Source organism: Corynebacterium sp. HMSC073H12, from assembly GCF_001837775.1.
In the GTDB taxonomy this organism is placed as follows: domain Bacteria; phylum Actinomycetota; class Actinomycetes; order Mycobacteriales; family Mycobacteriaceae; genus Corynebacterium; species Corynebacterium amycolatum.
Map to the genome: position 1 here is coordinate 154,051 of NZ_KV834027.1, position 26,253 is coordinate 180,303.

The window sequence follows — 26,253 nt, forward strand, 5'->3', positions numbered from 1 at the left end:
CGCATCGACGCACCGCCGCCAGTCATAATCGCAGTCACTAAACCAAAAAAACGAAAAAGTGCCTAGCTGACCGAGCCAGGAGCTCGTCGCCAAGCACTTTTTACGTAGCGGTGCACTCATCACCGCTGCCAATGATCGTCTAGACCGAGAAGCCGAGAGCGCGCATCTGCTCGCGCCCTTCCTCGGTAATCATGTGTGGGCCCCATGCCGGGGACCAGACCCAATTGAGACGGAAGTCGCGGATACCTTCGACCTTCATAACCTCGGAAGCAGTCTGGTCGGTAAGCATATCGGTCAGCGGGCAGGCCGGGGACGTCAGAGTCATGAAGATAACGGCAATGTCGCCTTCTTCAATCCAGATGTCATAAACCAGGCCCAGGTCCACGACGTTGACTCCGAGCTCCGGGTCAACAACCTCGTACATTGCCTCTTCAACCTGGATGGCCAGCTTGTTATCGGCTTCGGTCTGCTCCGGTGCTGGCGGGACGGTAATCGACTCGTACGCGTCCCCCTCATCGACTGGAGCACCAGTGGTCATGGTGTCCTCGTCGACAGCATCAGGCTGTGCGGGCGAGGTGGCGTCATTAGCGATTGGTTCAGTCATGGAGATGGCCTTCCTCGTCATCGGTAACGGTTACAGTCGCGGTGCCAACGCCGTTGCCTTCAGCGGCGTTGGCCAGGGCCTCAGCGGTTGCGGCCTGGAAAGCTTTCCATCCGAGAAGTGCGCACTTCACGCGGGCGGGGTATTTAGAAACACCAGCGAAGGCAATCCCATCGCCGATAATGTCCTCATCGCCCTCAATCTTGCCCCGGGACGTGACCATCTTCTCGAATTCGGCAAGCTTGGCCATGGCCTCGTCGACAGTCTTGCCGACAATCTCCTCAGCCATAACCGAGGTGGAGGCCTGTGAGATAGAACAGCCCACGGCGTCATAGGAGACGTCATTGACGACGGTGAGGTCGTCGTTCAGGGTGACGCGAAGCGTGAGTTCATCGCCACACGACGGGTTGACATGGTGCACTTCCGTGTTGAAAGGCTCCCGCAAACCCGCATGCTGCGGATGCTTGTAGTGATCCAGGATGACTTCCTGGTACATCTGCTCGAGCTTCATGTCCTTCTCCTTTCTTAAAGTTACGGGGTGACACCGAAGAACTTCTGGGCGTGGCGCACTGCGTCGGCAAGCGCCTGAACGTCCTCTTCCGTGTTGTAGATATAGAAGGATGCCCGGGCGGTCGACTGGGCGTTGAGGATTTGGTGAATTGGCCACGCGCAATGGTGACCGACGCGGATGCACACGCCCTGGTCGTCGAGAACCTGGCCAAGATCGTGCGGGTGAATGCCCTCGACCTTAAAGGACACGGCAGAGCCACGCTGCTCTGGGGTAGTCGGACCGATGATGGTCACGCCGTCAATTTCCTGCAGCTTTTCCAGCGCGAGCGCGGTCAGGCGGTGCTCATGAGCCGCCACCTTATCCATACCGATGGCATCCAAGTACTTCACCGCAGCACCAAGGCCGACGACCTGAGAAGTCATCATGGTTCCCGCCTCAAAGCGCTGCGGAGGCGCTGCGAAGGTGGTCTTCTCCATGGTGACGACCTCAATCATCGAGCCACCAGTGAGGAACGGTGGCAGTGCCTCCAGCAGTTCCCGGCGAGCGTAGAGCGCACCGACCCCGTTGGGGCCGAGCATCTTATGGCCGGAGAACGCTAGGAAATCCACATCGAGATCCTTGACATCGACAGGCATATGCGGCACCGACTGGCAGGCATCGAGAACAACCAGCGCGCCGACTGCGCGTGCACGGCGCACCATTTCCTTCACATCGGTGACTGCACCGGTGACATTTGACTGATGGGTAAAGGCCACAACCTTGGTTTTTTCGCTGAGCTCCAGCGAGTCCATGTCAATGCGGCCGTCCTCAGTCACGCCATACCAACGCAGTGTCGCGCCAGTGCGACGAGCCAGCTCCTGCCACGGCACCAAATTCGCGTGATGCTCCAACTCAGTGACGACAATCTCGTCACCTTCGCCGACCTGGTACTGCCCTGCGCGGTCGTCGCCAAGCACGAATGCCACTGTGTTCAACGCTTCGGTGGCGTTCTTGGTGAAGACCAGCTCGTCGTAGTCGGCGCCGATGAAGCCTGCGATGGCTTCGCGGGCATCTTCGTAGGCGTCCGTGGCCTCCTCAGCAATCTCGTAGGCACCGCGGTGCACCGGGGCGTTGTGGTGGGTTAGAAACTCCACCTCAGCATCGATGACCTGTTTCGGGCGCTGCGAGGTCGCTCCGGAGTCCAGGTAGACCAGCCGCTTTCCGTCACGGACAGTGCGCGACAGAATCGGAAAGTCCTCGCGGAGTGATGGGCTGAGCAGTTCGGGATTAGGCATTGATGTACTTCTCGTAGCCGTGCTCTTCCAGTTCGTCTGCAAGCTCCGGGCCGCCGGAGGTGATGAAGCGACCATCGTGGAAGACGTGAACGTAGTCCGGCTTCACGTAGTTCAGGATGCGCTGGTAGTGAGTAATGATCAGGATGCCGCCGTCGTTTTCGTCCTGGTAGCGGTTAATGCCGTCAGAGACGACGCGCAGAGCGTCGACGTCAAGGCCAGAGTCGGTCTCGTCCAGGATGGCGAACTTCGGCTTCAGCAGGTCGAGCTGCAGAATCTCGTGACGCTTCTTCTCACCACCGGAGAAACCCTCGTTTACGGAGCGCTCGGAGAACGACGAATCGATCTCCAGGTCAGCCATTGCCTCACGGACCTCCTTGACCCAGTGGCGCAGCTTCGGAGCTTCGCCACGAACAGCGGTTGCTGCAGAGCGCAGGAAGTTGGACATGGACACGCCGGTGACCTCGACCGGGTACTGCATAGCCAGGAAGAGGCCAGCGCGAGCGCGCTCGTCGACGCTCATCTCCAGCACGTTTTCGCCATCGAGGAGGATCTCGCCCTCGGTGACTTCGTAACGTGGGTGACCTGCGATGGTGTAGCTCAGGGTGGACTTACCGGAGCCGTTCGGCCCCATCACGGCGTGGGTTTCACCGGAGTTAATCGTCAGGTTGACGCCCTTCAAAATCTCCTTGGGCTCGGCGGACTCGTCGGTAGGCAGCACCTGCGCGTGGAGGTTACGGATTTCCAAAGTGCTCATAGTGAAATCTTTTCCTTTAATCGGTGTTAGTGGCCTGCTCCCCCGGTGTTACCGGGGTGACAGGGCGGAAATAGGGTGAGAAAGAAGATAAGCGGTTAGAAGCCAGCGGTGTTGAGCTCTTCGTCAACGAGTTGCTCGAGCTTCTCGCGAACGGACTCGACCGGAATCAGGTTGATGACCTCGCTGAAGAAGCCGCGAACCACCAGACGGCGAGCTGCCATTTCGGGGATACCGCGGGAGAGCAGGTAGAACAGCTGTTCCTCGTCGAAGCGACCAACGGTGGCAGCGTGACCAGCACCGGCAATCTCACCGGTTTCAATTTCCAGGTTCGGAACTGCGTCGGCACGCGCGCCCTCGGTGAGCAGCAGGTTGCGGTTGAGTTCATAGGTATCGGTGCCCGTGGCCTCTGCACGAATGAGCACGTCTCCCACCCACGCGGTGCGGGCCTCACGATGAGCGACATTCGGCTCGCCCTGCAGCGCGCCCTTGTACATGACGTTGGAGCGACAGTTCGGCACAGCGTGGTCTACCAGCATGCGGTTTTCGAAGTACTGGCCGCCATCAGCGAAGTACACGCCCAGTAGGTCGACATCGCCACCCGGAGCGGTGAATGCCACGCGCGGAACGATACGGACAACCTCGCCACCGAAGGTCGCGACGGTGTGGCGCAGCGTGGCATCGCGACCGACGCGAATATGGTGCGCAGAGCCGTGAACTGCATCTTCGTTCCAGTTCACCATGGTCACGACGCTCAGCTTAGCGCCGTCGCCGATTACGAACTCAATGTTGTCCGCGAACGTGCCGCTGCCACGGTAGTTAATCACGCAGACGGCCTCGGCGTGGGACTGCACATCAATGACGATATGGCCGTAGGAAACGTTGTCCTCGCCCGGGCCATCGATGTCAATGACGACCGGTTCCTTGGAAACCGAATTCTTCGCGAAGGTCACGATGTGTGCATCGTCGAAGTTGGAGTACGCCTGTGCTGCCACGCGATCCGTCGGGGTACCGGCGCGGCCAAGGCGTTCGTCGTCACGCTTGACGACGTCCACAGCGACACCATCCTGACCGGCAGTCTCGACCGAAATCGACGCTGCAACCGGATCGGCGGCGGTGCCGTTGTGGAGACCGCGAAGCTTGCGCAGCGGTGTGAACTTCCACTCCTCATCCTTGCCATGTGGCACGGAGAAGTCCTCCACGTTGAAAGATGAGAAAACGTCGCCCTTGTTCGCCAGCACGCGGCGGTTATGAGCAGCCTGGTTTTCGTTGTTAATCGTCGTAGTCATAGGTATTAACCGACCGAACCTTCCATCTGCAGTTCAATGAGGCGGTTGAGCTCGAGGGCGTATTCCATCGGGAGCTCCTTGGCAATGGGCTCGACAAAGCCACGCACGACCATGGCCATTGCATCTTCTTCTTCGATGCCGCGGCTCATCAGGTAGAAAAGCTGATCGTCAGAGACCTTGGAAACCGTTGCCTCGTGGCCGAGGGTGACGTCGTCCTCGCGGACATCCACGTACGGGTACGTGTCCGAGCGCGAAATCGTGTCGACCAGCAGCGCGTCACACTCGACGTTGGAGTGTGAGTGCTTGGCGCCCTTGTTGACCTGCACCAGACCGCGGTAGGCAGCGCGGCCACCGTTGCGGGCCACGGACTTGGACACGATGTTGGAGCTCGTGTGCGGAGCCATATGCACCATCTTGGCGCCGGTGTCCTGGAACTGGTCCTCGCCAGCCATAGCAACGGACAGCACCTCGCCCTTGGCGTGCGGACCAGTCATCCACACTGCCGGGTACTTCATGGTGACCTTAGAACCGATGTTGCCGTCAATCCACTCCATGGTTGCACCCTCTTCGCACTTGGTGCGCTTGGTAACCAGGTTGTAGACGTTGTTCGACCAGTTCTGAATTGTGGTGTAGCGGCAGCGGCCGCCCTTCTTCACGATGATTTCCACAACAGCCGAGTGCAGCGAGTCGGACTTGTAAATCGGAGCGGTACAGCCCTCGACGTAGTGCACGTAAGCATCCTCGTCGACAATAATGAGCGTGCGCTCGAACTGTCCCATGTTTTCCGTGTTGATACGGAAGTATGCCTGCAGCGGGATGTCCACGTGGACGCCCTTTGGGACGTAAATGAAGGAGCCGCCGGACCAGACTGCGGTGTTCAGAGCAGAGAATTTGTTGTCGCCAGCAGGAATAACGGTGCCGAAGTACTCCTTGAATAGCTCCGGGTGTTCCTTGAGCGCAGTATCAGTGTCCAGGAAGATAACGCCCTGGCTCTCCAAATCCTCGCGAATCTGGTGGTAGACAACCTCAGATTCGTACTGAGCGGCGACACCGGCGACCAAGCGCTGCTTCTCCGCTTCCGGAATTCCGAGCTTGTCGTAGGTGTTCTTAATATCCTCCGGAAGGTCTTCCCAGGTCTGGGCCTGCTTCTCGGTGGAGCGAACGAAGTACTTAATGTTGTCGAAGTCGATGCCCGACAAATCCGCGCCCCAGGTGGGCAGTGGCTTGCGGTCGAAGATTTCCAGAGCCTTCAAGCGACGCTCAAGCATCCACTCAGGCTCGTTCTTCTTAGCCGAGATATCGCGAACGACCGCTTCAGACAGGCCGCGCTTCGCGGAAGCGCCAGCGGTATCCGGGTCGTGCCAACCGAACTGGTAGGCACCAATGGACTCAATAATCTCTTCGTCGGTCTGCGGAGTGGCAGCCTTCGTGGATTCAGCCACGTCGGTGGAGTTCTCATGGGCGAGGGTCATTGTCCGCTCCTTTCATGTGGCAATTCAGTAAGTGTCTTTGTTACGGGAGTGAGTGGGATATTTGTGGTGCAGATACCGTTTCCATCAGCGATAGTCGCCAACGGTTGGGTGTGCTGCCCTAATAATTTACTAACGGCTTCATGCTCCGCCGCGCAGAGCTCCGGAAACTCGGAGGCTACGTGGCTAATTGGGCAATGGTGCTGGCAAATCTGCACGCCGCCAGTGTTCTGGTTGATAGTTGCCGCGTATCCGGCCCGTCGGAAAGCATCGACAACGGCCTCTACGACCTCTTCCTTCTCTGCGTCCTGCCCCACAGGGGTGACGCCGAGCAGAATGTCATCAATGCGCTGACGGGCAAACTGGGCAACTGCCTGCTCACCGCCGGCCTTGCGCAGTGCGGTCAGAGCTGCGCTAGCAAGATCGTCGTAAGCGTGTCCGAATCTAGCGCGGCCCCGATCTGTCAGGCGGTAGGACTTTGCTGGCCTGCCTCGACCCCGGGGGCCAGTACTGGGTGCCGGAGCGGTTTCGGCGAGACCTTCGTCCACCAGAATGTCGATGTGGCGACGGACTCCTGCAGCGGATAGTCCCAGGGTGTCAGCGATAAAAGTCGCGGACGCCGGGTTGTGTTCCAGAAGCAATTGGAGAATGCGCTTGCGCGTATCACCGTCATTGACGGTCGGCTTCCGATCAGCCATGACTGGTGAGTCACCTCCTGCGATTGGACTGCTGGATTATAAAAAGGTGTCTAGGTGGCTCAGCGAGGCAAATATCCCACTTGCGCCGCTGGTGTATTAGACAACACAATTGTGTCGTAATTGGTGCATAAAGTCCAACGCATTTAAATATCAATGCAACGTCGCTGATTAGAACGCCCTTTCGGCGTGTCGAATCGTCTACTATGTGACCTTGTGAAAACTAACCGACCCGCCCCGCGCCGCTCGTCCACCTTCGACGATGCTCTCGGGGTGCGTGACGCCATTCCGAAAATTGGTCTGGCCGGTTCCAGGTCGGCAACCCTCCACCAAGGCTCAGAACAGCCGCTCCAACACCGCATCAATTACCGCGAGCTCCGACGCTTCACCTGGCTGCGTTGGCTGGGTACTCTTGGGTCGGTCTTTATTATGGTCACCGGGATTGGCGCAGGCGCGACACCGGTGGTCGGAAATGAGTTTTGGGGTACACCACTCGGGCTAATCCTCGGTCGAATGTTGGTGGCAACGACAATCGTCACCTTCGTGGGGATTGGCATGTTAGTCACAGCCTGGTTGGGTGTCGGAGCTTTCGTTCTGGCCGGTGCGCGGACTCGCGTCACCGCGGTGACCACTCCGATGCTCATACGCACCTACGCGGCATGGGTATTGCCCTTGGTGTTTACCGCTCCCCTGTTTACGCAGGATATTTACTCCTATTTGGCGCAGGCTGCAATTGTGGAGCGGGGTATGGATCCCTATCTCGCAGGACCTGTTGACCTATTGGGAGCCAACGATCCACTGGCCCGATCGGTGCCATTGATTTGGTCGCACTCTCCGAGCCCGTACGGCCCCACAGCCCTCGCAGTGGCATGGGGTATCGCCAAGATAACCAGCGACGGGGTGATTGCTTCCGTCTTTCTACACCGACTCGTCGCCATCGTTTCGCTTCTCGTGGTGTCCTGGGCGCTGGTGCAGCTTGGTCGCCGCTGCGGAGTTAGCTCTCAGTTCACCCTATGGCTGGGCACGCTCAATCCGCTGGTATTACTGCACCTGGTGGGCGGTATCCACAACGAGGCCCTGCTGCTTGCACTCCTGCTCGTTGGCCTCGAACTGTGTCTACGCGCTATCCACGGTCCTGCACAATCGATGGAGCCCGATGAGCTGCCAGAACCCGGACCAATCGGAAACGAGAACCAAAGCCGAGGAAGATCATGGGCGCTGTATGCAGGAGGCATTGTGCTCATCAGCCTCGCCGGAATGGTCAAAGTTACCGGTTTCGTGGCGCTCGGCTTTGCCGGCATGTGGCTGGCCAGAAAGTTCGGCAGCACCTGGAAGGCGGTTGCTCTTTCCGCAGTAGTGACGGGCGCAATAACCGTCGCCACGGCGCTCGTTGTTTCCTTAGGAACTGGTCTGGGCTTTGGTTGGATCACCGCGCAAGGTGGCGCCGCAACGGTGCGCAGTTGGATGTCGTTGACTACCCTGCTCGGGATCATCGCCGGCTTCTTCGGACGGCTCCTGGGGCTCGGCGATATCAGCGACAGTGCTTTGCTGTTTACCCGCGGCATTGGTGTAGCGCTGGTGGCTGCCTGGCTCCTACGCATGCTGTTAGCGACGTTCCGTGGTCGCATTCACCCGCTCGGCGGCTACGGCCTGGCGATGTTCGCTCTCGTAATCCTCTTCCCCGTCGTGCACCCCTGGTACCTGCTATGGGCCATCGTGCCGCTGTCCGCCTGGGCCAACCGGGTACAATTTCGCATTGCCGTGGTTCTGTACTCGGCAATTTTCAGTTTTGTAGTACTACCACGCGGCCTGGGGTTGCCTCCGGGCACCGTCGCTCAGATTTACCTACTGGCGTTGGTATTCTTCGTCGCAGTCATGCTCGTCATCTTGGCGTACTCGACGCGATCTAAGGTATTTCGCCTTCATTAAAACTGTGAGATTAGACTGACTAACCGTGAATAACGCTGCCAATTCTCCTGCTCTGCGCCTTGAGAACGTAACGAAGAAATTCGATGACGTTGAGGCTGTATCAGACCTTTCGCTTTCCCTGGATCGAGGTAGGGTTCTTGCGCTTCTCGGCCCCAACGGCGCTGGTAAGACCACAACCGTTGAAATGTGTGAGGGCTTCATCAAGCCGGATGAAGGGCGAATTCGCATTCTCGATCTCGACCCGGTCACTCAAACCACAGCACTGCGCAGCCGCATTGGCATCATGCTCCAGGGTGGAGGTGCCTACCCCGGTGTTCGCGTTGGCGAAATGCTGGACCTCGTTGCCAGTTACTCCGCAAATCCGCTGGACACTGATTGGCTCCTTGAAGTCGTAGGCCTAGAACGCCATCGTAAGACGAACTACCGCAGGCTCTCGGGCGGTCAGCAGCAGCGACTGTCGCTCGCATGCGCCCTGGTCGGACGTCCGGAGCTGGTATTCCTCGACGAGCCGACAGCAGGCCTCGATGCCCAGTCCCGTCTAGCCGTCTGGGATCTCATCTCGTCGCTGCGCCGGGATGGGGTCACCGTAGTCCTGACAACGCATCTGATGGACGAGGCTGAATCGCTTGCCGACGACGTTGCGATTATCGACCGAGGTCAATTGGTTGTGGCCGGCACTACCGAGGAGATCACTAGCGCAGGCGCATCGGCACTCCATGGGACGTCGTCAAGCACTGCTATAAAGGTCAGCGTTCGAGGCAGCCTTGATCTCGAAGAGGTCAACCGCAGCTTTAGTGAGTCTGGTCTTTCACAACGTCTGCAGCGTTCTGGCGGTGGAGAGTTCTCCCTGATTGGTGAGGCTTCACCGCGCGCCTTGACTGTATTGGCGCAGAGTTGCGAGCGACAAGAGGTGTTGATCACCTCGTTGAATAAGGCGACGCAATCGCTTGAAGATGTCTTCTTGCAGATCACTGGAACGGAGATGAGGAGCTAATGACTACCGCACCGAGGTCTGATGCCTCCCGCTTTGCTAAGGGCACTTTCGCCCCGGCGCCGCAGCGTTCGGACATGGCGAAGTTGGTCATGTCGCAGGCGTGGTTGGAGACGAAGCTCTTCTGGCGGCACGGTGAGCAAATGCTCCTCACCATCATTATCCCGTTGGCGATGCTCATCGGCCTGGTGACGGTGCCTGTGTTGGAACTGGATGATCCGCTCGAGCGCATCTTCCCCATGGTGCTGGCGATTTCCGTCATGTCTGCAGGTTTTACGGGGCAGGCAATTGCCGTGGGCTTTGACCGTCGTTACGGAGCCCTGAAGCGCATCGGTGCCTCAGGCGTGCCACCGTGGGGCATTATTGCAGGCAAGATTGTGTCGGTCTGCACTACCGTCACGTTGCAATACATACTGTTCAGCCTCGTGGGGCTCGCTCTTGGCGCAGAGCTCTCGATTGGCGGCTGGCTGTTGGCTTATGCGGGGATGCTTCTGGGAACGTTCGTCTTCACTTCGCTGGGCTTGCTTATGGGGGGCACGCTGGGCGCTGAGCTGATTCTCGGTCTCGCCAACCTAATCTGGTTCATCCTCATTGGTGCGACGACATACGTCGCCGTTGCTCCGTCGCTCGATGGCATCGGTTCCGTGTTGTTACACCTCCTGCCGTCCGTCGCGCTTGCCGACGTGCTCACCGCGGCATTGGCCATGTCTGTCCACTGGTCAGCCGTTGGTGTGCTGGTTGTTTGGGGCGTGGTCGGTGCTGCACTGGCCACTCGGTGGTTCCGTTTTGATATGCCGAATGATTAGCAATCTGACTGGAAATCTGAATAGAAATTCGCAGCCCAACGCCGGGGTTTCGCTTATTACCATTTTCTGCCAGCATGGGTAGAATTTCTTAATGTGAATACTGCAGATCGAAGTTTGCCCCTATCGTTTTTGCCGCTGACACCAATCGGGCGCCAGAAGCTCTATGCGCTTCTCGTATTGATTGCACAGGCGGCGATCGCGGTAACCGGTTCTATCGTCCGTGTTACTGGTTCAGGCCTCGGTTGTGCATCGTGGCCAGAATGTCACCCGGGCAGTTTCGTTCCTGTTGCCGGGGAAGCAGAAATGCTCCATCAAATTATTGAGTTCGGCAATCGCCTGCTCACCTTTGTACTGGTTGCGCTCACGCTTCTGCTTTTCCTTTCGGTGATACGTGTTGGGCGCCGTAAGGAAATCAAGCTGTTGGCGTTCCTCAACGGTCTCGGCGTTATCGTCCAGGCTGTTATCGGTGGCATTTCCGTGTGGGTTGACCTGAAGTGGTACGCCGTGGCCCTGCACTTCCTGCCATCGATGATTCTGGTCTGGCTCGCGGGCATGCTTTTCGTCAAGATCTCTGAGCCTGACGACGGTACTGCTACCCGCATGTACCCGCGTTACTTGCGCCACCTCGCTGCGGCTTCCGGTTTGGCTCTGACGATGACGTTGATTACCGGCACCATGGTCACCGGTGCGGGGCCGCACGCCGGAGATGCTTCGGTGCTGCCGGAGGATCGCCTGCAGCTGCCGATTGTTGACCTGGCGCATATCCACGCTGGTTTCATGTACCTCTACCTGGGTTTGGTTATCGGCCTGATTTTCGGCTTGCTGGCTTCTGAGGCATTTGCCCCCGTACGCAAGGTAGCCATTGCACTGGTTGTGTTCATTCTGGCCCAAGGCGTGGTTGGAATGATTCAGTACTGGTCCGGTGTGCCCGAGGCCTTGGTTCCGGTGCACGTTGCCGGTTCTGGCATCTGCACCGCTTTGACTGCAGTACTCTTCCAGCTTGGTTACCGCACTGTTGGTGGCAGCGCAGTAGTGACTGGCTCTCTTGAAGGCGATGCGGCAGCCGCTACTGTTGCGTCGGAAAAGCAGGTTGAGGTTCCCGCGTAGCTGTTTGCTGGTTAGCGGCTGTATTAACGACTGTGTTACCGGCCGTTGATTCCTGGTTGAACCGCCTAAACACGCACTTTGATTTCCGCGTGTTTAGGCGGTTTTGCTGTCTGCTTGGCTTTGTGTGCTTGGATGTGCGTTTTCCCAGTGGCTAGCGGGCTGCGCGAGCGGTGCTAGGAGCGGTGTGAGGGGCGGTGCGAGGGGCGGGCTGCCCACCTATCGATCCGAGTTACTGACTGCGTTCATGACAAAAATGTCCCGAAAAATGGCCTGAAAGTGTCATAAACTCGCACAGTTTCACATTTGCAGCCCGTCTCCACACACAAAAGAGGCCCTCCCCGCGAAATTTTCGGGAAGAGCCTCATTAAAGGAGCTCAGCAGCTGCCCTAGAACATGCTCGAAACTGTCTGCAGTCCGAGTACAGCATCCAGCGAAAGCGCCACACACACGATGGACAAGTAGTTGTTCGACATGAAGAACAGCTTCATCGGCTTAATCTTGCCACCGGTCTTAACGTGACGGTGCAGGTCAATGGCGCCCCACAGGAACCAGGCACCAGCGCCAACCGCGCCAATCAGATAAATCCAACCGGCGTACGGAACCAACAGCAGAGTGGTAATGACGGTTGCAGCGGTGTAGTAAATAATGCGCTTGGAAACGACGATTGCCGGCTTGACCACTGGCATCATCGGCACGCCAGCGGCCTTGTAATCCTCCTTGTAGCGAAGCCCCAGCGCCCAGGTGTGCGGCGGAGTCCAGAAGAAGATGAGCAGGAACAGGATGAATGCCTGCCACCAGTGAGCGAGCCCCGTAATCTCCGGGTTGTTGTCAGTGATGACGGCCCAGCCAACCATCACCGGCATACAACCCGCAGCGCCACCCCAGATTACGTTCTGATCAGTTCGGCGCTTCAGCCACAACGTATAGACGAAGATGTAGAACGCAATCGTAATCAGAACGAAAACGGCGGCCAGCAGCGAGTTACATAGCAGCCACAGCCAGAGGAACGACGCAATCATCAAGATGGTGCCGAAAATCGCTGCCGCGCGACGGCTAACCTGGTTGCGCGCGAGCGGGCGACGGCGGGTGCGGCGCATCTTCTGGTCAATGTCGTAATCCATGACCATGTTGAAGGTGTGCGCAGCTGCTGCACCCAGCCAACCACCGAACAAGGTGAGAAGAATCAGTCCAACGTGAACATGACCGCGATCAGCCTGAAGCATTGCGGGAATGGCCGCGACGAGCAGGAGCTCGATAATTCTTGGCTTAGTCAGTGCAATATACGCCTTGACTGTTTCCAACAAAGCAATGTCCCTTTCACGCGCCATAAACAAAGCCCCCGTTTACAGATAGTCGGATGCAACGGTCGGAAAGTTCCCGACGAATTTTTCCGCAAGATAAAATGAGGGGCAGGCAATTAGTTTACCGATAATCATAACGGTTCCAATAATGACCGTCGTAAAGCATGTGCGGCGCGCCCTTTGATACTTACCTCTGAGCTATTCGGCCCGGTTTAAACCGAGCGCACGTATTCCTAGTTAGTATGGAAGAGATCTTTACTAATCCATTTGGATACTAGGAGTCATTCACGTGACACTGTCGACTGAGCATGAAGCACGGGTTGTTCGCAACTACCCCTCGGACTGGTCTGGCTTGGATACGAAGGCCGTAGATACGGCTCGTGTGCTGGCTGCAGACGCCGTGGAAAAGGCAGGTTCGGGACATCCCGGCACTGCTATGAGCCTCGCACCGCTGGCTTACTCTCTCTACCAGCGCGTTATGCGCCATGACCCGAAGGATACGAAGTGGATCGGCCGTGACCGTTTCATCCTCTCCTGTGGTCACACCTCTCTGACGCAGTACGTCCAGCTCTACCTCGGCGGTTTTGGCCTGGAGCTCGATGATCTGAAGGCACTGCGTACGTGGGACGCGCTCACCCCGGGTCACCCGGAGTACGGCCACACTGACGGCGTGGAAATCACCACTGGTCCGCTGGGGCAGGGGCTGGCGTCGGCTGTCGGTTTTGCCATGGCTTCGCGACGGGAACGTGGGCTGTTCGACCCGGAAGCTGCTCCGGGTGAGTCTCCGTTCGATCACTACGTGTACGTCATTGCTTCTGATGGTGACGTTCAGGAGGGTGTCACTGCCGAGGCCAGCTCGCTGGCCGGCACTCAGCAGCTGGGCAACCTGATTGTCTTCTGGGATGACAACGGCATCTCCATCGAGGACGACACCACTATTGCTTTCACCGAGAATGTGGCGGACCGCTACCGTGCTTACGGCTGGCAGGTCATTGAGGTCGACGGCGGCGAGGACGTCGCAGCGCTCGAGGCTGCTGTCGAGGAGGCCAAGAAGGATACGGAGCGTCCGACCTTCATTCGCGTTCGCACCGTGATCGCTTACCCGGCTCCGACCAAGATGAACACCGGCGCTTCGCACGGTGCTGCTCTTGGTGGCGAGGAGATTGCTGGCATCAAGGAAGCCCTCGGCTTCGATACCGATAAGAGCTTTGACGTCGCTGACGAGGTCATTGAGCACACCCGCAAGCTGGTTGAGCGCGGTGCTGAGGCTCACGCACAGTGGCAGGTTAAGTTCGACGAGTGGGCTGCGGCCAACCCGGAGCGCAAGGCTCTGCTGGATCGTCTGACCGCCGGCGAGCTGCCAGAGGACTTCGACGCTGAGCTGCCGACGTGGGAGCCGGATGAGAAGGGCGTTGCCACCCGCAAGGCTTCCGAGGCTGCGCTGCAGGCACTGGGTAAGGCTCTGCCGGAGCTGTGGGGTGGCTCAGCTGACCTGGCTGGCTCCAACAACACCGTCCTGAAGGGCGAGCCGTCCTTCGGTCCGAAGTCCATCACCACCGGCACCTGGACCACCGACCCGTACGGCCGTAACCTGCACTTCGGTATCCGTGAGCACGCCATGGGGTCGATCCTCAACGGCATCCTGCTCCACGGTGGTACGCGTCCGTACGGCGGCACGTTCCTTATCTTCTCGGACTACATGCGTCCGGCTGTCCGCCTGGCATCGCTGATGGGCATCTCCCCTATTTATGTCTGGACCCACGACTCCATTGGTCTGGGCGAAGACGGCCCGACGCACCAGCCTATTGAGCAGCTGGCTTCACTGCGCGCTATCCCGGGTGTGTCCACCGTCCGTCCTGCTGATGCTAACGAGACCGCTCAGGCTTGGGCCGCTGTTCTCGAAGGCGAGGCAGGCCCGAAGGCTCTGGCTCTGACCCGCCAGAACGTTCCGGTTCTGGAAGGCACGAAGGAAAAGGCCGCCGAGGGCGTCCGGCGTGGTGCATACGTGCTTGTCGACGGCACCAAGGAGACCCCGGACGTCATCCTCATGGGTACTGGTTCGGAAGTTCACCTCGCCGTCGAAGCTGCTGACAAGCTGTCTGAGGAAGGTGTCAGCGCCCGCGTTGTCTCCGTTCCATGTCTCGACTGGTTCGAGCAGCAGGACGAGGCCTACCGCGAGCAGGTTCTGCCGAAGGCCGTCCGCGCTCGCGTCTCGGTTGAGGCCGGTATTGCAATGCCGTGGTACCGCCACCTGGGCGATGCTGGTCGTGCTGTCTCCCTGGAGCACTTCGGTGCATCGGCTCCGTACAAGGATCTGTTCGAGAAGTTCGGTATCACCGCAGAGGCTGTTGTCGATGCAGCCAAGGAGTCCATCGAGGCTGCTAAGTAAGTTTGTTAAACCTGGCGCTATCGGCCGCTGTCGGTACGGGATTTGTGAAAACCGTACCGAGCTCCGGTGGCGCCAGTATTGTTTGTGGCGCACAGTAGTTTAAAGACACACAGTATTTAGAGAAGTCTTTAGACAACGAAGCGGTATAGACAGAAAGGCGTTAAACACTATGGGAAACACCACGATGGAAGCACTCGCCAAGGTAGGAACCTCGGCGTGGCTCGACGATCTTTCGCGCCAGCGCCTCACCTCGGGCGATTTGAAGAATCTTATTGAAGAGCTGCGGGTTGTTGGTGTCACTACTAACCCGGCTATCTTTTCTTCGGCGATGACCGCCGGTGAGGACTACGACTCTCAGTTGGCACAGCTCACTGCGGCGGGGGCGAACCCGGCAGATGCTGTGTTCGCCATGGCGATCGACGACGTCCGCGACGCCTGCGACCTCTTCGCCGGTGTGGCTGAGGATACCGACGGTGTCGATGGTCGCGTTTCCATCGAGGTCGATCCTCGCTACGCCGACAACTACGAGGCCACGATTGCGCAAGCCCGTAAGCTCTGGGAGCGCGTCGGCAAGCAGAACGCGATGATTAAGATTCCGGCGACCGATGCTTCCCTGCCGGCTGTCACCCAGGCTCTGTCCGAGGGTATTTCGGTAAACGTCACCCTGATTTTCTCGGTGGAGCGTTACCTGCAGGTCATCGATGCGTTTATCGAGGGCATCGAGCGTGCGAAGGACAACGGTGTGGACCTGGCTTCGGTTCACTCTGTTGCGTCGCTGTTTGTTTCCCGCGTTGACACCGAAATCGACGCTCGCCTGGACAAGATTGGCTCCGAGGAGGCCCTGGCTCTGCGCGGCAAGGCTGGTTTGGCCAATGCCCGTGCCGCCTACGCCAAGTTCGAGGAGACTTTCTCTGCGCAGAATATTCGCTGGGCACAGTTGGAAAACGCCGGTGCTAACCCGCAGCGCCTGCTGTGGGCTTCGACCGGTGTGAAGAACCCGGCTTACCCGGACACTCTCTACGTCACTGAGCTGGCTGCACCACAGACTGTGAACACCATGCCGGAGAAGACGCTGCGTGCTGCTGCTGGCTTCGAGGGCGAGGTTCGCGACGCCGTCAGCGGTCAGGGCGAGGCAGCCAATGCTGTGATGACTCAGCTCAGCGAGATTGGCATCGACCTGGATGATGTCTTCGCCGTCCTGGAGCGCGAGGGCGTGGAGAAGTTTGTGGACTCCTGGCAGTCCCTGCTCGAGTCGATTGCACAGCGCATGGAGCAGCTGAAGTAAGCCTGCTGATTATCTAGCTGCCTGTTGGTAGCGGCCGCGTTTATGGCGGCGCCAGCGGGTCGATGAACGATGCGAGTTACTGACTGCGCTTATGGCAAAAATGGTCCGAAAAATAGGCTGAAAGTGCTATAAACTTGCACAGTTTCACATTTGCAGCCCGTGTTTTTCGGCCCGTAAGCTGCGCACAAAAAGGCTCCCCCGCGGGGGAGCTTTCTTGGCTGTTAGGCCTCGGCGAAGGCGGGGCGCACGGCGGGCAATGGGCGTTGTTCTTCTTTCAGCGCCCAGGCCATCACGACCGCGGAGATCACGGTGATGATTGAGGCGAAGATCGGCACAGCTGGCCAGGGGGCGCCCGGGACGGAGTCGGTCACATCCAGCAGGTAACTGAACAGGAAGAGCGCGACCAGGGCCAAGCCGATGGTGATCGATCCCGCTCGAACGCCCTTCGCGCCGGTGACGGCGCCAATCGCGGTGCCCGCCACGGTGGCCATGAGGAAGCTCAAGAAGACGCACAGGGCCGTGAGCAGAATTGTGGTGTAGTTCTGCCCAGAATCCTCGATCATGTACAGCTCCCCGTTGGTGTCCGGGAACAGGGCCGGTCCAGAGGTGACAATGAAGCTATCGAATAAGCGGTAGAAACCGGACTTGTTCTGTTCGATAACCATCGCCATGACGATGAAGGCGGTAGCCACCAGCGATGTGCCCAGGATTGCGATAATCGCGGAGCGCACCCAGCGGGCGGTGCGCACGCCGTAGTCGCGCAGGGTGACCGAGCGTCGGGCGGTGATGAGGAAGAGGATGCCCAGCGCGACGATGCCCAGCAGCGTGTTGCCGGTGCCGCTGCCCATGAGCATGCGCCCGAAGGCCGAGTACAGGATGGCCACGGCGGCGACGCCGAGGAAGGTTTTCTTGTTGGTTGCGATGAAAGCCCCGGTGCTCATTTCTTGCTCCTTTCGATGTAAGAGGAGGTGCTGGCGAGGTCGATGAGGGCCGTAGGGTCGAGATAGCTCACTTCAATGCCGAGGGCGCGGGCATGCGCGGCGTTAGACGGGCTGAGCGCTGCAGCCAGAATCGCCTCGCAGCGCTCGCCGAGGGTTTTCTTAGCGAGGACTGGGCCAGTCACCTGCGTCACGAGGTCCGCAGAGCCGCGCAGCACCGGATGGGCAGCGCGCAGCTTATCGACGTCATAGGGTCCGTACGCATCCTGCTTGTGGATGACGATCAAGGTGTCCACCAGGTCTGCGAGATCCTGGGAGTGCTGCGACGTGACCACGATGTCGGCCGATTCGGCGGCGTCGATAAGCATGCCGCGCAACATGGTGCGGTGCTCGACATCGAGGCCGTTGAAGGGTTCGTCGAAAAGCAATGCTTCCTTGCCCGATGCCAGGGTTGCTACGGCGATGAGCAGTTGGCGCTGGCCCAGGCTGAGTTGCTTGATGGGGGTGTCGGCGCGGAAATCGAGGAGAGACTCCGCGTGGGTCACATCTAGTTGATCCCAGCCGGTGCGCAGGATGCGGAAATATTCGCGCGGGGTGGCGCCGAAGATTTGGGTGTCGGGTGCTGCCTTCGCCAGGGCAGCCGTGGGCAGTTGCGCGAGGGTGTGAAGGTAGTAGGTCTTGCCGGCACCGTTGGGGCCGATCACGCCGTAGATACTCATTTCTCCTCCTCCAGCATGGCGATGATGTCGTCAAGGGTGAGGCCGAGGACGCCGGCCTCCGCTTTTAGTGGCTCGATGTAGGTACGTTGAAACGCTTCACGACGCTCAGCTCGAATGCGCTCACGGGCGCCTGGAGTGACAAACATGCCGAGACCTCTTTTCTTCTCCACAAGCCCCACCATCGACAGTTCCGTCATGGCCTTGGCGGCCGTGGTGGGATTGACCTGATAGAACTCCGAGAGCTCCTTGGTTGAGGGGGCGCGATTCTCAGCCGCGAGCTCCCCGGACAGGATTAGTGATTTCAGATCCTCGGCAATCTGGATATAGATGGGCCGAGGGTCCGCCTCCTTCGCCTGCATATCCACCTCCATGGTTTACGGGTATACCACCTATGCCATAAACCTAAAGCAAAAGAAAGGGGCCCGTCAAGGCCCCATCGGAGGAATCGGAAACGATTCCACCGGACTTTTCTCGATATGACATTATGTAAACCGTGAGTGATTCTCTGCAACGCAACGATCCGAACTCCCCTACTGCCAATTCTCCGCACAACGGAGATGGCAGCACCAACCACCACGGATACGTCAACCCGCTGCGCGACCCGCAGGATAAGCGCTTGCCGCGTATTGCGGGGCCGGGTGGCATGGTGATTTTCGGAGTGACGGGCGATCTGGCCCGAAAGAAGCTCCTGCCTGCCATTTATGACCTGGCCAACCGCGGTCTGCTACCTGCCTCCTTCGCGCTAGTCGGCTACGGTCGTCGCGAATGGTCGAAGCAGGACTTTGAGGATTATGTGCGCACCGCAGTGGAACAGGGCGCCCGCACCGACTTCCGTGAGAGTGTCTGGCAGCGCCTGGCTGAGGGCATTCACTTTGTTACCGGTACCTTCACCGATGACGAGGCCTTCGATCGCCTGGCCGCGCAACTTGAGGAGCTCGATCGCTCCCGCGGCACCGCTGGCAACTGGGCCTACTACCTGTCCATTCCGCCAGCTAACTTCCCCGATGTCTGTCATCAGCTCGATCGTTCGGGGCTGGCGCAGTCGGGCGAGGATTATTGGCGTCGCGTGATTATTGAGAAGCCATTCGGCCACGATCTGGCCTCCGCTCAGGAACTCAACCGGATTGTGAACTCGGTGTTCCCAGAAGACGCTGTGTTCCGCATTGACCACTACCTGGGCAAAGAAACCGTCCAAAACATTTTGGCCATGCGTTTTGCCAATCAGTTGTTCGATCCGATGTGGAATTCTCACTACATTGACCACGTTCAGATCACCATGGCCGAGGACATCGGTTTGGGTGGTCGCGCCGGTTACTATGACGGTATCGGTGCGGCTCGTGACGTGATTCAGAACCACCTACTCCAGCTGCTGGCACTGGTGGCAATGGAAGAGCCCATCGCCTTTACCCCGGAAGAGCTGCAGGCGGAAAAGATTAAGGTTCTGCGTGCCGTCGAGCCAGTGCGTCCGTTTTCGAAATACACCGCACGTGGCCAGTACACCGCGGATTGGCAGGGCAGCAACTTTGTGCCGGGGCTGCGCGATGAGGAAGGATTCGACCCCGAGTCCACGACCGAGACCTACGCCGCTTGTACGCTCCAGATCAATTCTCGTCGTTGGGCCGGTGTCCCCTTCTACCTGCGCACCGGCAAGCGTCTCGGTCGTCGCGTCACTGAAATTGCGCTGGTCTTTAAGTCCGCACCGCACTTGCCTTTTGCGGAGACGATGACTGCCGCTCTCGGCCAGAACGCCATGGTGATTCGAGTCCAGCCAGACGAGGGTGTGCTCATGCGCTTCGGCTCGAAGGTTCCGGGCTCGGCCATGGAGGTGCGCGATGTCAACATGGACTTCTCCTACTCCGAGGTGTTTACCGAGCAGTCGCCAGAGGCCTACGAGCGCCTGATTCTGGATGCGCTTCTCGACGAGGCCAGCCTCTTCCCCACTAATGAGGAAGTCGAGCTGTCCTGGAAGATTCTTGACCCCATCATCGAGTACTGGGCCAAGCGCGGTCGTCCCGAGGGCTACCCCGCAGGTTCGTGGGGGCCGTCCTCCGCTGACCACATGCTTGAGCGCGACGGTCGTGCTTGGCGACGGCCATAGGTTGCCGACCTCTCAGTTCTTAAGAATTTTCTGACAGAAAGAACACTTTCATGATTGTCAATTTGCCAGACACTGACACCGCGAGCATTGCTCGTCAGTTGGTCCAGCTTCGAGAGCAGGGCGGCATCGTTACCACGGGCCGTGTCCTTACCCTGATCGTTTTGGCCAAAAGCGAAGACGACCTGGAAAACATTATTTCCACGGTCAACTCCGTTTCCCGCGAGCACCCATCCCGTGTGCTGGTATTGGTCTCCGATGATCCGCGTTTGGACAATCGCCTCGACGCGGAACTCCGCGTCGGTGGAGATGCCGGTGCCGCTGAGATCGTCGTTATGCACATGTCCGGTGAGATTGGTCAGCACCACAGCTCTGTGGTGACTCCCCTGTTGCTGCCGGATACACCGGTCGTAGCGTGGTGGCCGTCTGAGGCGCCTCAAGTCCCAGCGGCGACACCAATCGGCAGGATTGCCCAGCGACGTATCACCGATTCGTTGTGTGACCCGAGTAGTAACGCTATCTACACGCGCCGTACGGGCTACACGCCTGGCGATTCCGACCTGAGCTGGTCGCGACTGACGAACTGGCGCGGTGTGTTGGCCTCGGCTTTCGACTTGCCGCCGCACTCACCGGTGACCTCCGTGTCTATCTACGGTCCACAGGAGTCGCCATCGGTGGAGGTCGCCGCCGGCTGGTTGGCAGATCGCCTGGGGCTGCCGGTCAACCGTTACTCCACCGGGGAGAAGAAGATTCCGGTGGACGAAAAGGGCCGCGCCAAGCCACCGGTGACCTCGGTCGCGTTTGAGCGTGAAAATGGCCAGACCCTGCGCATCGATATTGAAAGCGCCACCACTGCATCGGTCACGAACGGAGAAAAGCCCCCGTTCAAGGTCGCATTGTCGCGTCCCACACGCTCCGAGTGCTTGGCAGAGGAGCTGCGTCACCTTGACCACGATACTGCCTACGGACGTGCCCTGCGTGGTCTCAGCCAGATTCACACCGTAGGCATGCAGGCCCCAACGTCCACGATTACCAGCTTCGCGAACGAACCAGGAGTCTCTGACAAGTGACAACCGATAACGTCTCGAATACCGTCCCCGCCCCTCAGTTCCACCGCGCCGCCGACCAGGCCGGCATCGTCGAGGCTGCACGTCAACGCTTCATCGATGCGGTTGTCGCCGTCCAGAATGGCAACGTCTCTCCAGTCACCGATGACGGTTTTGTACGCGTCGTTCTCACCGGTGGCGGCGCGGGTACCGCCTTGCTCAGTGCGCTTGCCGACGATTCTGGAGACATCGACTGGAACCGAGTCCTGGTGTTTTTCGGAGATGAACGCTTTGTCGCTGCCGACTCGGTAGACCGTAATGCGCTGGCTGCTCGTGAGCGTCTCTTGTCCCCCGTCGGCGTGCCGGAGGAAAACATTTTCGAGTTCGCCGCTGCCGACAGCGGCGTGACTACCAGGGAGGCCGCCGAAAGCTACGAAGCTATCGTTCGCCAGAAGGCTCCAAACGGCTTTGACCTGCACCTTCTTGGTATGGGCGGAGAGGGACACATCAACTCGATTTTCCCACATACCGCAGCGCTCGCTGAGCAGGAACGCTTGGTCGTGGACGTGCACAACTGCCCGAAGCCACCACCGACCCGCATCACATTGACGATGCCGGCCATCGCCAGCTCTCAGCGTGTGTGGCTACTGGTAGCCGGTGGTGAAAAGGCCGAGGCAATCGCGGCGATCGCTCAGCAGGACGACCCAGCGCAGTGGCCGGCGGCCGGGGTCCGCGGTGCTCAAGAGACCGTTGTCTTTGTTGACGATGCTGCGGCTGCACAGCTTTAGGCTTCCGGTTCACCGCTAACAGCCCAGAAACAGCAAATTCCCGTCGATAAGCGAAATGCTATCGACGGGAATTTTTATTACTTAAAGGCCTTCGGTGGGGCGTGCTGCGTGCGGAACCTACCAGCCGAAGGTATTGAACAGCAGCAACAGGACAATGCAGAGCAACCAGATAATCATGGTCACAATAGTGACGCGGTCAAGGTTCTTCTCCACCACAGTCGAACCGGACAGATTCGACTGCATACCGCCACCAAAGAGGCTGGACAGTCCGCCACCCTTACCCTTGTGGAGCAGGATGAACAGCGTCATCAGGATGGATGTGATGACCAGGACAATCTGAATGGCGAGGTACACGCGCACTTCCTTTTGAAACGTCGCTTCTTTAAGAACTCCAACTATACTAGCGCAATTACTCCGCTGGCTAGGTATTCCCCAGCCGCCTTTTCTAGCCGGAGTTGCGCAGTGCAGTTGCCAGACCATTCATGGTCAGCTGAATGCCCCGACGCACCTTGTCGCGGTTATCGCCAGCACGGTAGCGACGCAGCATCTCCAGCTGGATGATGTTCAGCGGCATGAGGTATGGGAAGCGCATGTCCACCGAGCGCCTGAGCAGCGGATTGTCTTCAAGCAGGTCCTTGTACCCGGTTACCTTCAGGAACATCTTCAGTGTCAGGTCGAACTCAGCCTTGATGATGCCGTAGATGCGCTCACCGTCGGCCTTATTTTCGCACAGGCTAGCGTAGGCGCGCGCCAGGTTCAGGTCAGCCTTGGACATGACCTGCGCCATGTTCGACAGCACCGAATTGAAGAACGGCCAGTCCTCGTTGAGCTGCCGGAGCTCGGCCAGGCGGGAACCGTCCTCGTCTTCACCGATCCACTCCTGCAGTGCAGAGCCGACACCAAACCAACCCGGCACCATAGAACGCTGCTGCGACCAGGACAGTACCCACGGAATTGCGCGCAGGTCAGAAATGGTCTGGGTCTGCTTGCGTGAGGTTGGACGCGAACCGATGTTCAGGCTGCCGATCTCATCGACCGGAGTCGACGAAGTGAAGAAGTCAATAAAGCCCGGGTCCTCGTGCATGAGCTTCGAATAGGCCTCGCGAGATAGGTCGGAAATCTCCGACATGATCTCATGGGCGCGAGCTGGGTTCTTCAGGTCATCGACGTCGAGCAGAGTCGACTCGATAGTTGCCGAAACCAGCGCGGCGAGGTTCCTGCGTGCCGCTGCAGGGTGACCGTACTTAGCAGAGATAATCTCGCCCTGCTCGGTGATACGCACCGAACCCTGGACTGCACCCGACGGCTGCGCCAGGATTGCCTCGTAGGACGGTCCGCCACCACGGCCGACGGTACCTCCGCGGCCGTGGAAGAGACGCAGGCGAATGTCGTTGTCCTTCGCGGCTGCCACGATGGCGACCTCCGCGTCGTAAAGCGCCCAGTTTGCAGCGAAGTACCCGCCGTCCTTGTTGGAGTCGGAGTAGCCGAGCATGACTTCCTGCAGATCTCCGCGTGCAGAGACGTATGCGCGGTAGACCGGAATGTCCCACGCAGCACGCAGCACGTCGGCACCAGCCTGCAGGTCTTCGATGGTTTCGAACAGCGGGATGACGTCAACAGAACCGGCCGGCTGGGAGCCATTCGGGCGAATCAGTCCGACCTCTTTGAGCAGAATCATCGGCTCCAGCAAATCGGAAACCGATGTACACATCGAAATGATGCAGTGCGGAACCGCGTCGCGACCGTACTTGCGCACCGCACGAGATGCCGCACGCATAATGCCTAGCTCGCGAGCCGTAGCTTCGGAAAGATTTGCGGAAGACGAAACCAGCGGACGCGAGGACTGCAGTTCCTTGGTCAGCAGCTCGACCTTGTCAGCTTCCTTCAATCCCGCGTAGTTGTCCACCACACCAGCAGCGGAGAATAGCTCGGTGAGGATTTCCTCGTGAGAGTCCGAATTCTGACGGATATCAATCGAGTACAGGTGGAAACCAAATACCTCAACTGCATCCATCAGATCGCGCAGACGGTGATCGGCGATGAGGTCATCATGGCTGGAACGCAGTGAGTCATCGATAATCGAGAGCTCTTCAAGCAGCTCCTCGGCGCTGTCATACGGAGTGAATTCCGACCAGTCGCCCTCGATGATGGACTCATCGAAGAAGTTCACCGCTGTTGCCGCCACGCGACCGCGGATACCGTGAACCGCACGACGGTACGGCTCATCTTCACGGTTTGGTACGTCATTGTGGCCGCGGCTGGCCAAGGCGACCAGATCGACGGTGACCTTAGTCAGGCGGTCGCTGAGACTGAGTTCGCGCTCCAACAGGTGCAGCTGCGAGAAATAGTGACGCAGGATGGTGCCCGCTGCTCTATCGGAGGCGTAGCGCAGCGTCTCCTCTGTCACGTATGGGTTGCCATCGTGGTCACCGCCAATCCACGAGCCCATACGAATCGTTGGGTTAGCCTGCAGCTTGTCGCCGCCGAGCTGACGCAAGTGCTTGACGACGTCCCGGTTAATCTGTGGCACAGCTTCCAGCAGAGAAAGCTGGTAGTAGCGAAGACCAACCTCGACCTCATCGCGAATATCCGGGCGGTTCATGCGAATCAGAGCCGTCTGCCACAGCGTCAGGATACGGCGGCGGATATCGGCATCAATCTCAGCGAGTCGGTCCGCGGTGCGTGCATTCAGCGGGGCTGCCTGGATCTCGTGGCGGCGCCGCATTGCGGCCGTGATGTGCTTCTGCACATCGAATACTGTACGACGACGAGTTTCCGTTGGGTGTGCGGTCAGAACTGGGACGACCTCAATGTGGTCCATCATTTCTGCAATGGCGCTGCCAGAAACCTTGGCGTCCCGAAGCTTCTGCCATGTTGCCTCCAGCGTGGAGTCCTGCGGCGGATCGCCAGCATCGAGAGAGGCCTCGATGCCTAGTTCTTCGTGCAGGTCCTCAGCGAGGTTAGCCAAAAGTGCGAAGTGCGTGAAAGCACGGATGACCGGGCTTGCCTCGGCCGGGTCTATGTCACGGAAGAGGCCGGCGAGTTTCTCGATATCGCCATCGCCACGATGGAGTTCGAAGGCTGCGCGGCGAGCATTTTCGACCAGGTTAAAGACTTCGTCACCCTCTTGCTCGCGGATTACCTGTCCGAGAATTCGACCCAGGTGGCGAATATCCTCCCAGAGCAAGTCCTGCTGCTTCGCGGTAGCGGTCGATGAGGATTGCTCATTGGTTGCAGTGCGTTGGTCGGTGTCACGATGTACTTGTTCGTTCATTGAGCACGTCCTTTTAAAACTGCCGGGCGTTCATTGTGGAAAGCCTCGGGAAATGTGTTGCGCTGAAATATTGCCATCCGGTGTGCCTGGGTTGAGCCCGCCTAAAGACAATAACCCCGAATCGGTTTTATGAGAATCAATAAAACCAATCCGGGGTCGCGCATGGCGCCTATCTTATCAGTTGTTCTGATTTTATATAGAGTTAGGCGTTCTGGGCGGCATCTGCAGCAAGTGCGCAGAGCTTCGCGAATGCTTCACCGTCGAGCGAGGCACCGCCGACGAGGCCGCCGTCGACGTCAGGCTTGCCGACGATTTCAGCGACGTTTTCGGCCTTGACGGAGCCACCGTAGAGAATGCGCATTTCCTTAGCGATGTTCTCGTCTGCAATTTCCGCAACGGTTTCGCGGATAGCTGCACAGACCTCCTGAGCGTCTGCAGCCGATGCGACCTTACCGGTGCCGATAGCCCAAACTGGCTCGTAGGCGATGACGGTCTTGGCCAGCTCAGCGTTGGTCAGGTTAGCCAGGGAACCCTTAACCTGAGAGACAACGTACTCGACGTGCTCTTCGGCCTCTCGAACCTCCAGCGGCTCGCCGACACAGACGATTGGGTTCATGCCCTCGCGCAGTGCTGCCTTGGCCTTCTTTGCGACCAGCTCGTCGTCTTCTGCGTGCATATCGCGACGCTCGGAGTGACCGACGACGACCCAGGTGCAGCCGAGCTTTGCCAGCATCGAGGAGGAAATCTCGCCGGTGTAAGCGCCGGACTCGTGGACTGAGACATCCTGCGCACCGTAGGTAACGCCGAGCTTATCGCCCTCAACCAGAGTCTGGACCGAACGCAGGTCGGTAAACGGTGGGATGACGGCGACGTCAACCTTGTCGTAGTACTCCTTCGGCAGAGCGAACGCGAGTTTCTGCACCACACCGATAGCCTCGAGATGGTTCAGGTTCATCTTCCAGTTACCAGCAATAAATGGTGTACGTGCCATAGTG

The 26,253-nt window shown here is 58.8% G+C and carries 23 protein-coding genes; 9 read left to right on the forward strand and 14 right to left on the reverse strand.

All coding sequences use genetic code 11. The features are described from left to right. Positions 1-139: 139 nt before the first annotated feature. From HMPREF2708_RS02800 to HMPREF2708_RS02830, 7 genes are all read right to left on the reverse strand, one after another. Positions 140-604, reverse strand: a complete 465-nt coding sequence (locus tag HMPREF2708_RS02800) for a metal-sulfur cluster assembly factor (RefSeq protein ID WP_070832042.1) — start codon at positions 602-604, stop codon at positions 140-142. Continuing rightward, on the reverse strand, positions 597-1,112 hold the full coding sequence (gene sufU, locus HMPREF2708_RS02805) for a Fe-S cluster assembly sulfur transfer protein SufU (RefSeq protein WP_070832045.1): 516 nt from the start codon (positions 1,110-1,112) through the stop codon (positions 597-599). Before sufU ends, HMPREF2708_RS02800 begins: the two co-directional genes overlap by 8 nt. A 20-nt stretch (positions 1,113-1,132) precedes the next feature. After that, entirely contained in the window at positions 1,133-2,386 is a 1,254-nt protein-coding gene (locus tag HMPREF2708_RS02810; RefSeq protein WP_070832048.1) for a cysteine desulfurase, read from the reverse strand. Next, complete coding sequence (gene sufC / locus HMPREF2708_RS02815) at positions 2,379-3,140, reverse strand: Fe-S cluster assembly ATPase SufC (protein ID WP_070832051.1); 762 nt, start codon at positions 3,138-3,140, stop codon at positions 2,379-2,381. The genes HMPREF2708_RS02810 and sufC overlap by 8 nt, the downstream gene beginning before the upstream one ends. 95 nt (positions 3,141-3,235) lie before the next feature. Continuing rightward, positions 3,236-4,426 carry a Fe-S cluster assembly protein SufD gene (gene sufD, locus HMPREF2708_RS02820; protein WP_070832054.1) on the reverse strand — a complete coding sequence of 397 codons (1,191 nt, stop codon included), beginning with the start codon at positions 4,424-4,426 and terminating at the stop codon, positions 3,236-3,238. 5 nt (positions 4,427-4,431) lie between these two features. Next, a complete protein-coding gene (gene sufB, locus HMPREF2708_RS02825; protein WP_049170616.1) occupies positions 4,432-5,898 on the reverse strand; it encodes a Fe-S cluster assembly protein SufB in 1,467 nt (488 codons plus the stop codon). Beyond that, positions 5,895-6,593: a helix-turn-helix transcriptional regulator gene (locus tag HMPREF2708_RS02830; RefSeq protein ID WP_038625383.1), complete on the reverse strand. Its 699-nt coding sequence runs from the start codon at positions 6,591-6,593 to the stop codon at positions 5,895-5,897. Before HMPREF2708_RS02830 ends, sufB begins: the two co-directional genes overlap by 4 nt. Positions 6,594-6,779: 186 nt before the next feature. On the opposite strand from HMPREF2708_RS02830, the gene mptB reads away from it, so the two are divergent. From mptB to HMPREF2708_RS02850, 4 genes are all read left to right on the forward strand, one after another. Next, entirely contained in the window at positions 6,780-8,519 is a 1,740-nt protein-coding gene (mptB, locus tag HMPREF2708_RS02835) for a polyprenol phosphomannose-dependent alpha 1,6 mannosyltransferase MptB (protein WP_070832057.1), read from the forward strand. Between the two features lie 25 nt (positions 8,520-8,544). Further along, positions 8,545-9,513, forward strand: a complete 969-nt coding sequence (locus HMPREF2708_RS02840) for an ABC transporter ATP-binding protein (RefSeq protein ID WP_070832060.1) — start codon at positions 8,545-8,547, stop codon at positions 9,511-9,513. After that, complete coding sequence (locus tag HMPREF2708_RS02845) at positions 9,513-10,316, forward strand: ABC transporter permease (RefSeq protein ID WP_070832063.1); 804 nt, start codon at positions 9,513-9,515, stop codon at positions 10,314-10,316. The genes HMPREF2708_RS02840 and HMPREF2708_RS02845 overlap by 1 nt, the downstream gene beginning before the upstream one ends. A gap of 93 nt (positions 10,317-10,409) precedes the next feature. Further along, a complete protein-coding gene (locus HMPREF2708_RS02850) occupies positions 10,410-11,423 on the forward strand; it encodes a COX15/CtaA family protein (protein WP_070832066.1) in 1,014 nt (337 codons plus the stop codon). 386 nt (positions 11,424-11,809) lie between these two features. Here HMPREF2708_RS02850 and HMPREF2708_RS02855 read toward each other — a convergent pair whose 3' ends face one another. Next, a complete protein-coding gene (locus tag HMPREF2708_RS02855; RefSeq protein ID WP_210400313.1) occupies positions 11,810-12,724 on the reverse strand; it encodes a heme o synthase in 915 nt (304 codons plus the stop codon). 289 nt (positions 12,725-13,013) lie between these two features. Between HMPREF2708_RS02855 and tkt the strand changes: the two genes are divergently transcribed. Together tkt and tal are read left to right on the forward strand one after the other, a co-directional pair. Further along, a complete protein-coding gene (tkt, locus tag HMPREF2708_RS02860; protein WP_070832072.1) occupies positions 13,014-15,113 on the forward strand; it encodes a transketolase in 2,100 nt (699 codons plus the stop codon). Positions 15,114-15,282: 169 nt separating this feature from the next. Further along, a complete protein-coding gene (gene tal / locus HMPREF2708_RS02865; RefSeq protein WP_070832075.1) occupies positions 15,283-16,398 on the forward strand; it encodes a transaldolase in 1,116 nt (371 codons plus the stop codon). 221 nt (positions 16,399-16,619) lie between these two features. Here the strand turns inward: tal and HMPREF2708_RS02870 are convergent, their stop codons facing one another. The 3 genes from HMPREF2708_RS02870 to HMPREF2708_RS02880 are packed head-to-tail and all read right to left on the reverse strand — an operon-like array spanning position 16,620 to position 18,414. Next, positions 16,620-17,339: a hypothetical protein gene (locus HMPREF2708_RS02870; RefSeq protein ID WP_070832078.1), complete on the reverse strand. Its 720-nt coding sequence runs from the start codon at positions 17,337-17,339 to the stop codon at positions 16,620-16,622. Then, positions 17,336-18,055 carry an AAA family ATPase gene (locus HMPREF2708_RS02875; RefSeq protein WP_070832081.1) on the reverse strand — a complete coding sequence of 240 codons (720 nt, stop codon included), beginning with the start codon at positions 18,053-18,055 and terminating at the stop codon, positions 17,336-17,338. Before HMPREF2708_RS02875 ends, HMPREF2708_RS02870 begins: the two co-directional genes overlap by 4 nt. After that, positions 18,052-18,414, reverse strand: coding sequence for a GntR family transcriptional regulator (locus HMPREF2708_RS02880; protein ID WP_070832084.1), 363 nt, complete (start codon positions 18,412-18,414; stop codon positions 18,052-18,054). The genes HMPREF2708_RS02875 and HMPREF2708_RS02880 overlap by 4 nt, the downstream gene beginning before the upstream one ends. Before the next feature lie 233 nt (positions 18,415-18,647). On the opposite strand from HMPREF2708_RS02880, the gene zwf reads away from it, so the two are divergent. Genes zwf through pgl form a run of 3 tightly spaced genes read left to right on the forward strand, consistent with a single transcriptional unit; the run spans position 18,648 to position 21,984 of the window. Then, entirely contained in the window at positions 18,648-20,153 is a 1,506-nt protein-coding gene (gene zwf / locus HMPREF2708_RS02885) for a glucose-6-phosphate dehydrogenase (RefSeq protein WP_038629644.1), read from the forward strand. Between the two features lie 50 nt (positions 20,154-20,203). Then, positions 20,204-21,220: a glucose-6-phosphate dehydrogenase assembly protein OpcA gene (locus HMPREF2708_RS02890; protein ID WP_070832090.1), complete on the forward strand. Its 1,017-nt coding sequence runs from the start codon at positions 20,204-20,206 to the stop codon at positions 21,218-21,220. Continuing rightward, positions 21,217-21,984, forward strand: a complete 768-nt coding sequence (pgl, locus tag HMPREF2708_RS02895; RefSeq protein WP_070832093.1) for a 6-phosphogluconolactonase — start codon at positions 21,217-21,219, stop codon at positions 21,982-21,984. Before HMPREF2708_RS02890 ends, pgl begins: the two co-directional genes overlap by 4 nt. 117 nt (positions 21,985-22,101) lie before the next feature. Here the strand turns inward: pgl and secG are convergent, their stop codons facing one another. The 3 genes from secG to tpiA form a co-directional block, all read right to left on the reverse strand. Then, positions 22,102-22,338: a preprotein translocase subunit SecG gene (secG, locus tag HMPREF2708_RS02900; RefSeq protein WP_038628976.1), complete on the reverse strand. Its 237-nt coding sequence runs from the start codon at positions 22,336-22,338 to the stop codon at positions 22,102-22,104. Between the two features lie 91 nt (positions 22,339-22,429). Then, complete coding sequence (gene ppc, locus HMPREF2708_RS02905; RefSeq protein WP_070832096.1) at positions 22,430-25,258, reverse strand: phosphoenolpyruvate carboxylase; 2,829 nt, start codon at positions 25,256-25,258, stop codon at positions 22,430-22,432. A 202-nt stretch (positions 25,259-25,460) separates the two neighbouring features. Beyond that, complete coding sequence (gene tpiA, locus HMPREF2708_RS02910; protein WP_070832099.1) at positions 25,461-26,249, reverse strand: triose-phosphate isomerase; 789 nt, start codon at positions 26,247-26,249, stop codon at positions 25,461-25,463. Positions 26,250-26,253 lie beyond the last annotated feature (4 nt).

Coding starts and splice junctions, on each gene's coding strand:
- HMPREF2708_RS02800 (WP_070832042.1), bottom strand. CDS start 604: ATGACTGAACCAATCGCTAATGACGCCACCTCGCCCGCACAGCCTGAT.
- tal (WP_070832075.1), top strand. CDS start 15,283: ATGGGAAACACCACGATGGAAGCACTCGCCAAGGTAGGAACCTCGGCG.
- tpiA (WP_070832099.1), bottom strand. CDS start 26,249: ATGGCACGTACACCATTTATTGCTGGTAACTGGAAGATGAACCTGAAC.
- sufC (WP_070832051.1), bottom strand. CDS start 3,140: ATGAGCACTTTGGAAATCCGTAACCTCCACGCGCAGGTGCTGCCTACC.
- HMPREF2708_RS02870 (WP_070832078.1), bottom strand. CDS start 17,339: ATGAGCACCGGGGCTTTCATCGCAACCAACAAGAAAACCTTCCTCGGC.
- sufD (WP_070832054.1), bottom strand. CDS start 4,426: ATGACTACGACGATTAACAACGAAAACCAGGCTGCTCATAACCGCCGC.
- HMPREF2708_RS02875 (WP_070832081.1), bottom strand. CDS start 18,055: ATGAGTATCTACGGCGTGATCGGCCCCAACGGTGCCGGCAAGACCTAC.
- sufB (WP_049170616.1), bottom strand. CDS start 5,898: ATGACCCTCGCCCATGAGAACTCCACCGACGTGGCTGAATCCACGAAG.
- HMPREF2708_RS02830 (WP_038625383.1), bottom strand. CDS start 6,593: ATGGCTGATCGGAAGCCGACCGTCAATGACGGTGATACGCGCAAGCGC.
- HMPREF2708_RS02880 (WP_070832084.1), bottom strand. CDS start 18,414: ATGCAGGCGAAGGAGGCGGACCCTCGGCCCATCTATATCCAGATTGCC.
- HMPREF2708_RS02845 (WP_070832063.1), top strand. CDS start 9,513: ATGACTACCGCACCGAGGTCTGATGCCTCCCGCTTTGCTAAGGGCACT.
- sufU (WP_070832045.1), bottom strand. CDS start 1,112: ATGAAGCTCGAGCAGATGTACCAGGAAGTCATCCTGGATCACTACAAG.
- ppc (WP_070832096.1), bottom strand. CDS start 25,258: ATGAACGAACAAGTACATCGTGACACCGACCAACGCACTGCAACCAAT.
- HMPREF2708_RS02810 (WP_070832048.1), bottom strand. CDS start 2,386: ATGCCTAATCCCGAACTGCTCAGCCCATCACTCCGCGAGGACTTTCCG.
- HMPREF2708_RS02890 (WP_070832090.1), top strand. CDS start 20,204: ATGATTGTCAATTTGCCAGACACTGACACCGCGAGCATTGCTCGTCAG.